This window comes from Sphingobium limneticum (assembly GCF_008710165.1).
In the GTDB taxonomy this organism is placed as follows: Bacteria; Pseudomonadota; Alphaproteobacteria; order Sphingomonadales; family Sphingomonadaceae; genus Sphingobium; species Sphingobium limneticum.
The window spans coordinates 1-7817 of record NZ_VYQA01000046.1 but is presented as its reverse complement, the minus strand read 5'-3'; the positions used below and the strand labels follow the sequence as shown (position 1 = coordinate 7817).

Here is a 7817-nt window from a genome sequence, read left to right as displayed (position 1 = left end):
CCCCACTCGAAACGCCAAGGCTCATAACGCCGCTCCCTTATCGGAGCGGAACGTCGTTCCTCGCATGGGCGATCGTCAACAACAACCAGCCCGTTCCCGACGTGTTCTCCAAGATGACCAAAATCGCAGCTTCGGGCCGACTGGGCCATCTTGTGGCGGTGCATCTCCAAGAGACGAACGGCGATCTTGAAGCCTTCGCCCAGCACCGGCAGGGCCAGATATGGATGTTCCTGCGCGCGGAATGTCTTGTCGATGGCGCGTTGGACCGGAGCCGGCTGCGATATGTGACATGGCGCGAAGTCCAGGCCGGCCGCATGACCGAGGATGATCCGCTGCGCCGCTACGCATTGGGCGATGACTCCGCCTTTGATGAGCTGATGGCCGCGCCGACGCCACCGAAGCGGACGCGCCACTAGGCGCGAATGTATAGGCGTATACAAATATACATGTTCGCCGTCTGTTCGCCCTTGGCGTTGTTTAGCGGACTTTCCGCGCCCTGCCCTGCCGGCTCTTGGCGTAGGATTCCGCCCTCTCCCGCAGCAATGTTCGGGGCCAAATCCGTGAAATCGTTGCCTGGCGCACAAACCTTGAGGCTCGCCGTTTCGATCCCCGACCTCGCGAGGATCTAGCTTTCCAGAAATCGGCCGCATGGGAAGCCCGTAGAGCGCCATTGCCGCTTGGACCCTCCCCGGCCTGCCAAACGTCCAGAATGAAGCCCAGCGGCCCGGAAATCGCCCCTGCTGCGACGTTTCCGCCTCCCCTGCCCTCTCGGCTCGATCACCGCCCTATCCGCCTGGCTTTCCTGGAAAGCCAATTGCGACGGTGCCGCTGGCGCTGTGGTGTCGATAGAAGCGGGGCGTTTAAACGATCCTCAATCTAGCAAAAAGCGTGCCGGCGAAGCCGGCTCATCATGGGGATGCCGGGTGGGAGGATCGCAAAGCGATCCGGGGCGGCCGAAGGCCGCGAGCCGGCGGGGGCGAAGCCCCCAAGAGGCGGCGCTTTTCTTCCCTCTGACCGGTGCCGGTAGCGCGGCGCGAGTGGATCATGCTGCCTCTGTCCCGAAAATCAGGACAAGTTGTTCGATCTGGCGGGACGCTGGTGGGTGAAACCACGATGATCCGGCGTCGAGTGGGCGCTGCGGTTAAAGTTATCCACAGGTCGGCCTAGTGTTAATATATGGGTTAAAGAGTCGTGTTACGGGATTTTGGCGGTTTCATAAGCAACTGAAAATATTAGAATAATCGGGCGTTTTTTTGCCCTCGGCGTCAACGGAACCCCGAATCTGGTGACTCCAGAACCCCGAATCTGCGTCAACGAAACCCCGAATCGCGATCACCCGTCAATGAAACCCCGAACTTTTCCGTTGCGTCAATGAAACCCCGAATCTACGGTGCGCGTCAATGAAACCCCGAATCGAGCCTGACCGTCAACGAAACCCCGAACTCCCGCTTGCCGTCAATGAAACCCCGAACGGCGCGGAGGGACGCCCTCCCCTGCTGCCTGTTCGCTACCCCGATCCCGATCTGTTCATTTGCGATGTTCTCGACGCCATCCCCAAGGATGACATGGCCTCGATGGAGCATCCGATTTTCTCGCTCGCGACCAAGCCCGATCGGCGCGTGTTCCGCTATGAGCATAACGGCAACAAGCTCGAAATCGTCCCCAGCGTCAAAGGGCTGGCGACGATCCACGACAAGGATATTCTGATCTACTGCATCTCCCAGCTCATCGGGAAGATGAACCAGGGGGAGCGACCGAGCCGCACCTTGCACCTCACTGCTCGCGATCTACTGGTGTGGACCAACCGGCAAACCGATGGCGACGGCTATGACCGGCTGCGGAGCGCGTTCGAGCGGCTGTCGGGGACGCGGATCACCACGAATATCAAGGCCGATGGCGAGGAAATCACCGAAGGTTTCGGCCTCATCAATGAATGGCGGATCGTGCGGCAAACCCGCTCCGGCCAAATGTCGGAAATCAAGGTCACGCTATCCGACTGGCTGTTCAAGATGGTTGAGGGGCGCAGCGTCCTGACGCTCCATCGCGACTATTTCCGCCTCCGCAAGCCGCTCGAACGGCGTATCTACGAGCTGGCGCGCAAGCATTGCGGCGCGCAGGAAAAATGGTCGATCTCGGTCGAAACGCTACAGAAAAAGACCGGCGCGAGTAGCCATTTGCGCGTGTTCCGCTCGATGCTGCGCGATCTCGTCGCGCACGATCATCTGCCCGACTATGCCGTGGAAATGAACGGCGATACGGTCACGTTCCGCAATCGCGAGGCTCTGGATACGGTCGAGGCGATCGAGGCGGAACCCGAGCGGCCCTATATCGACCCCGAAGGCTTCCACGACGCCAAGAGCGTTGCGCCTGGCTATGACGTTTACGCGCTCTATGACCAATGGGTGTCATGGTGGATCGACAGCGGGCGGCCGGAACTGAAAAGCCCCCGCGCCGCCTTCATCGGCTTCTGTCGCAACAAGCACAAGACTGCCCCCTTGCGCTAGTATAGGTGTATAGATGTATAGGTGTATAATTGTATACATCTATACTAGCCGGCGATGCGCCCCCTTCCCTTCTTCACAAACAGGTCGTCCAGCGCCTCGCCCAGCAGGCTTTGAACGGTCGTCCCTTCCTCGGCCGCGATAATGCGAAGCTGCGTGCTGACCTCGGGAGGGAAATGCCCGCCAATCAGCTTGGTCCCCTGTCGGCCGCTCGGCGGGGCCTTGCGGGTCACGTCTACCGGCTCGATCGCCGACGCTGGGGCCGGGGCCGCGTCTCCGTCCGCCTTGGCGCGGTTCAGCACCGCTTGCAGACTGTTTCCGCCCTTCGCCATCACGCCACCTCCGCCTGATTGTATAGGCGTATATTTGTATACTCGTATAGTCGGCGGATTTCGTCGGCCGCTGGCCCATGCGGCTCGAACTCCTGCACGGCCCGGCCTGCGGCTTGGGCGCGGAAAAAGGCTTTGCGGTTGCCGATCGTCACCGGGCAAACCGTCGCGCCTAGCTCCGCCACGGCCTGAATCGCATCGCCAGTTTCCTGACCTTGCGGGGGCACGAAGGTAAGGACCACGGCAAAGGCGCGGTCGAGCTGGCGCACCACGTCGAGGGTGTGCGTCATGCTCATCGTGTCGAACACGGCCGTCTTAGTCGGGATCAGGATGAAATCAGCGTGACGCGCTGCCTCATAGGCCACGTCGCGCGCGACCGCCGCCCCGTCGATCACGACAAGATCGGTGCCGGCGTCCTCGCAGGCTTTGAGCATAGCGGGCAGGCGCACCGGCTGAATCGACGCCACGGCGGGCGTGTCGAGCTGGCGCACGTCCTTCCAGAACGAGGCCGTCGCCTGCGGGTCCAGGTCGATGATCGCGGCGACCTTGCCCGCCTGCTCGGCCGCGACTGCCAGACAGGTCGCGAGCGTCGTTTTCCCAACGCCGCCTTTCTGTGAGAGAATGGCGAGAACCTTCATGCTACACTCCTACACGTATAATCCTATACTTGTATACACAATAGACCGGGAGGGGAAGCCCTGTCGTTCCCGAAATGACGATAGGGAGGCGCTGAATCTGAAATGACGAAAGCGCGCCGCATCATTCCTCCGGTTCGGCGTCGTCATCGTCCAGCGGCTCATGCTCCATCTGGCCGTGATCCTCGATCGGGCAAAGCGGCGCTCCGGCCTGCTCAAGCCATTTGCGCGCGGTCCTCACGGTATAGCCGCACGTCGCGCACTCGCATTTGAGCATCCGGGTTTTCTGCTTCTTGGGCGCGGTCGACTCCCCGTCCGTGTCGAGACGGGCATGGGGGAGGGGGCCAACGCACTCCAGGATCGGCGCGATGGCCGCAAGGAACGCCTCGCCGGGGGTGGTGGCGCGCATCGGCCCGACCAGCCCCAGCCCAAGGGCGACCCGTTAAACGTCTTCCCATGCCCTGCCGGGATGCCGACAGCGGCATGGACCAGCTCATGCGCGAGGATGGCTGCGATCTGCGCCGGCATCGCGTCGGGCGCGTGCGCCAGGTCCGGGCGGATGAAGATTTCAAAATGCCCGTCCGCGCTCAACCGATTATCCCAGCACTCGCCAATCGCCTTGGCCTTCGCGCCTCTGCTGGTGAAGCCGATCGCCACGCGCACGCGGTCGGGCAGGGGGGCGTCCAGCACCTCGAACAGCGGGGCCATGCCCGCCGCCACCGCATTGAGCCAGCTTTCGCGGGTTTCGTGGGTCATCGTCCTTACTCCCTTCAAATCGCCTGTTCGGCGATGGCCATGCCATCGGCCGGAACACGGACGCCCAAGAACGCCGGCGAGAGAGGGGGGCAGCGGGATTCGATGGGGGTGGTGCGGCCGCAGCGCAGCGAGGCACGGCCCCGTCTAATCCCGTTGCGGGGGAGAGGCGGCCGGGACCGCCTTTCCCCCTTCAAACAGGATCGACGCCGGCGCACGCCGGCACCATGAAGCGAGACCCGCTTGCGATCTCGCCCCCGCCATGTGGGTCGTCACCTTGGGCCAAGACCGCTTGCGGGCTTGGGGAACGAAGCGAGTAGGGCCACGGTGCCGCGCCAGCGGCAGGCGCCGCCCCCTAGCCTGGATTGAAATTGTTGCTCAACTGAGCTACATTATCGGCTTGACTAAGGAGGTTCCAATGGCCGCTACCGCTTTCGTGCGCGCGCGCATCGACGAAACATTGAAGGATGAAGCCGCCGCCGTGCTGGCCGAGCTGGGGCTGACCGTCTCGGATGTGGTCCGCATGACCCTCACGCGGGTCGCCAAGGATCATGCGTTGCCGTTCGAGCTGAAGGTGCCGAACGCCGAGACGCGCGCCGCGATCGAGGCGTCCCGCGCGACGATGAAGGCTCGCCGCGCCCGTTTCACCGATGCCCAGGAAATGTTCGATGCCCTCGACCAAGAAGCCCGCCAGCAGTAAGCGGGCGGCGTTCCCAAGAGAGGCGTCCTACGAAAAAAGGTTCGTCAAGGATTGGGAGCGGCTGTCGCGCAGCGGGCGCTACAACATGAAACAGCTCAAGGAGGCGATGATGATGCTCATCGCCAACGACGCGCCGTTAGGCCCGGAATGGCTGGATCATCCGCTGAAAGGCGATTGGAGCGATCATCGCGAGTGCCATATCGGCGGCGATTTCCTGCTGATCTATACGATTGAGGGGAATCTGGTGAACTTCGTGCGCGCCGGCACTCATGCGGAACTGTTTGAATAGCCATGCGCGTAATCTTCATTCGCCACGGCGAATCTACCGGCAACGCCGGCGTGCCCTGCCACGATCTCGGCGCGATCGAGCTGACGGAGCTGGGCCAGGAACAGGCACGCGAAGTCGCGGCGAGCTGGATAGAAGCGCCCGCGCTCATCGTCACGTCGCCCTATACCCGCACGCAGCAGACGGCTGCGCCAACGATCGCGCGCTTTCCCGGCGTGCCGGTGGAAGTGTGGCCGATAGAGGAGTTCACCTATCTGCAACCGGCGCGCTGGAACGGCACGCGCAGCGCGGAGCGGATGCCGCACCTCGAACGCTATTGGAGCGCGGCCGATCCTGATTATTGCGACGGGGAAGGGGCGGAGAGCTTCGCCACCCTGCTCCGGCGCTGCGAGGCCGCGCTGGCGCGGCTCGCCGCCATGCCGCCCGCCTCGCTGGTCTATGTGTTCGGGCATGGGCAGTTCATCCAGGCCGCGCGCGCGATCGTGGCCGACGCTCATCTTGACGATCAGGCAAAGATGCGCGCCTTCTGGCGCAAGGGCGAGCCGCCAGCGATCAGCAACGCGCAGCGGGTAGGATTCCGCTGGCATGGCAGGCGCTGGGAATGTGCGCCGGCGATCGCCGCCTAAATCAACGCCAGAGAGGGCGGGGGGCGTCGCTCATCACCCCTGTAGCCGCGAAATCGTCGCTTGGCTGACGTTGAACAGCGCCGCGACCGATCGCTGGGTGTCGCCTGCGTCGAGCTTGCGCCGCGCCTCGGCCTGCTGGTGCGGGGTGAGGGCGCTCTTGCGGCCGAACTTGACCCCGCGCGCCTTGGCCTGGGCGCGGCCAGCGCTGGTGCGCTCGGCGATCCGCTGGCGCTCGTAGCTGGCCGCGACGCCTAGAACGGCAATCACAACTTCGGCGAGCTGCGAGGTCGTGTCCACCATCGGTTCGGCGATCGAGCGGAAGCCGGCCCCGGCCTCCTTTACCGCATGGAGGATGTTCAAGAGGTCGCGCGTGTTGCGGGCGAGGCGATCGGTCGCCGTCACCATCAGCACGTCGCCGGGATCGAGCGCGCCGATCGCGCGCTTGAGCTGGGGCCGCTCGGCCGACGCGCCGCTGATCTTCTCGCGGTAGATCTTCGCGCAGCCCGCCGCCTCAAGCTGGGCGAGCTGCTGGGCCAAATCTTGGCCGTTGGTGGAGACGCGCGCATAGCCGTAAATCATGGCGCGATTCTGCATCAGATTTTTGCATCAGGGAAGGGCACGGAAAAGCGCGGCTTTTGGTTTGATGCGAAACTTTTGACTTCGCACCAGAGCTTTTCCTGTGTGCCCTTTGGCGGGATAACCGAACACACCAGCATTGCTGTCGCTCGCTTAGTTCACGCAGACAGGCACCCTAATCGTATTCATTGGGCCTCCACCTGCGCTCGCTATATGACGAGTTTGCCAGACGGTACGGGTACACTTGCCCTTTTTACGGTTTTTGCTCGTCGGTTGTTCTCGAGGCGGGGGCGCTGAATTGGCTTGGCTATTCGCCGGTTCGCGTGGGGGACAGATACCTTGCCTTTCCATGATTTCGCGATGGCGCCTTCCCTGCTCACCGGCCCAGGCATCGGCCTTGGTTTTCCCTTCAGCCAGAAACCGCCGCTTGTATTCCGCCGTGAGGCGCGCCTTGTCTGCTGCGGGAATAGACGAGGAGGAGCAGCGAGGGATTTCTTCAGCGGATACAGGCAGCGACCAAAGCAAGACTGCCATAGTAGTGGCAGCAATAAAAATACGTAACATGGCAATCTCCCGATCATCTCATGAATTCTCAAACAGACTCTTACGCCGTTGGCCTTCCGATGATGCATAAATCACTTTTGCATCAGGGTAAGGGGACGTCCAACGCCGGGCCCGCTACCTTACGATAGATTCTGCCCGGTTCCGGATTAGCGGACGATAGCGACCCCAAGCCGCAGTCGTGTCGCCTTGCGGTCATAATCGAGCAGATTTTCGCCATAGCCAGCAAAGGCTTGGCCGAAGACATAGACGTTGAGGTTGGTGTCAACGATCTTGTCCAGCGGATAGGAAAGCTCAGCGTCTATTGCGCCCTTGCCCGACGAGAAATTAATGCGGCTGTTGGTAGTCAGTCGCAGCCCGTCGTCACGGCCAAACTCCGCGAACAAGGACGTGTGGCCGCGATAGCGTTTCACATCCGGATTGTCTTCAAGGTCACCGACATAGAAGGAGTAGCGCGGGCCCAGCGACAGCTTGTAGTCTCCGATCGGTATCGTCGCCACAGGCTGGACATAGAGGGTGTTGAGGCTGCGCGACGCCAACCCATCGCGGCCGTTGGACTCATGGCGCAGCCCCGCCTGTCCGCCGAACGCCAATGTGCCCTTCGATACGGCCGGTAGCAGGTAGAAAAGTTCGGGCATGAAATCGATGTTACGGAAGGGCGAAGAATCCCCGCCCAGATCCCAGAACAGGCGCTGGGTATAGGGCCCAGTCGGCCCGAAGCTGCGATTTTGGCCATGTTGAAGAACAAAGATTGAACATGGCGATCTACCAGGCTCGCTCTTGTCCTCCAATCTCGTAAACATCGGTCTCGATCGAGCACCTGTAGCTCTCTGCGATGTTGAACATCTCT

At 62.2% G+C, this 7817-nt stretch carries 9 protein-coding genes and 1 pseudogene; 5 read left to right on the top strand and 5 right to left on the bottom strand.

What is annotated here, in order from left to right; translation table 11 throughout:
• The first annotated feature begins 23 nt into the window (after positions 1-23).
• On the top strand, positions 24-416 hold the full coding sequence (locus F4U95_RS24155) for a hypothetical protein (RefSeq protein WP_246171710.1): 393 nt from the start codon (positions 24-26) through the stop codon (positions 414-416).
• 984 nt (positions 417-1400) lie between these two features.
• A complete protein-coding gene (locus tag F4U95_RS24145) occupies positions 1401-2504 on the top strand; it encodes a replication initiator protein A (protein WP_004213366.1) in 1104 nt (367 codons plus the stop codon).
• 44 nt (positions 2505-2548) lie between these two features.
• Here F4U95_RS24145 and F4U95_RS24140 read toward each other — a convergent pair whose 3' ends face one another.
• The 3 genes and pseudogenes from F4U95_RS24140 to F4U95_RS24130 form a co-directional block, all read right to left on the bottom strand.
• Positions 2549-2833, bottom strand: coding sequence for a ribbon-helix-helix domain-containing protein (locus F4U95_RS24140; protein ID WP_017501683.1), 285 nt, complete (start codon positions 2831-2833; stop codon positions 2549-2551).
• Complete coding sequence (locus F4U95_RS24135; protein WP_017501684.1) at positions 2833-3468, bottom strand: nucleotide-binding protein; 636 nt, start codon at positions 3466-3468, stop codon at positions 2833-2835. Before F4U95_RS24135 ends, F4U95_RS24140 begins: the two co-directional genes overlap by 1 nt.
• Before the next feature lie 121 nt (positions 3469-3589).
• A pseudogene (locus tag F4U95_RS24130) lies at positions 3590-4221 on the bottom strand (transcription elongation protein SprT).
• A gap of 415 nt (positions 4222-4636) precedes the next feature.
• Here F4U95_RS24130 and F4U95_RS24120 point away from each other — a divergent pair.
• From F4U95_RS24120 to F4U95_RS24110, 3 genes are read left to right on the top strand one after another with little or no spacing between them, the layout of a single operon-like run.
• Positions 4637-4918 carry a type II toxin-antitoxin system RelB/DinJ family antitoxin gene (locus tag F4U95_RS24120; protein ID WP_017501687.1) on the top strand — a complete coding sequence of 94 codons (282 nt, stop codon included), beginning with the start codon at positions 4637-4639 and terminating at the stop codon, positions 4916-4918.
• Positions 4887-5207 (top strand): type II toxin-antitoxin system YafQ family toxin, encoded by a 321-nt coding sequence (locus F4U95_RS24115; RefSeq protein WP_026109291.1) that lies wholly within the window; start codon positions 4887-4889, stop codon positions 5205-5207. The genes F4U95_RS24120 and F4U95_RS24115 overlap by 32 nt, the downstream gene beginning before the upstream one ends.
• A gap of 2 nt (positions 5208-5209) precedes the next feature.
• A complete protein-coding gene (locus F4U95_RS24110; RefSeq protein ID WP_017501689.1) occupies positions 5210-5830 on the top strand; it encodes a histidine phosphatase family protein in 621 nt (206 codons plus the stop codon).
• Between the two features lie 33 nt (positions 5831-5863).
• Here F4U95_RS24110 and F4U95_RS24105 read toward each other — a convergent pair whose 3' ends face one another.
• Positions 5864-6409, bottom strand: coding sequence for a recombinase family protein (locus tag F4U95_RS24105; RefSeq protein WP_038292857.1), 546 nt, complete (start codon positions 6407-6409; stop codon positions 5864-5866).
• Between the two features lie 707 nt (positions 6410-7116).
• On the bottom strand, positions 7117-7770 hold the full coding sequence (locus F4U95_RS24100) for a phospholipase A (protein WP_082594594.1): 654 nt from the start codon (positions 7768-7770) through the stop codon (positions 7117-7119).
• Positions 7771-7817: the final 47 nt, after the last annotated feature.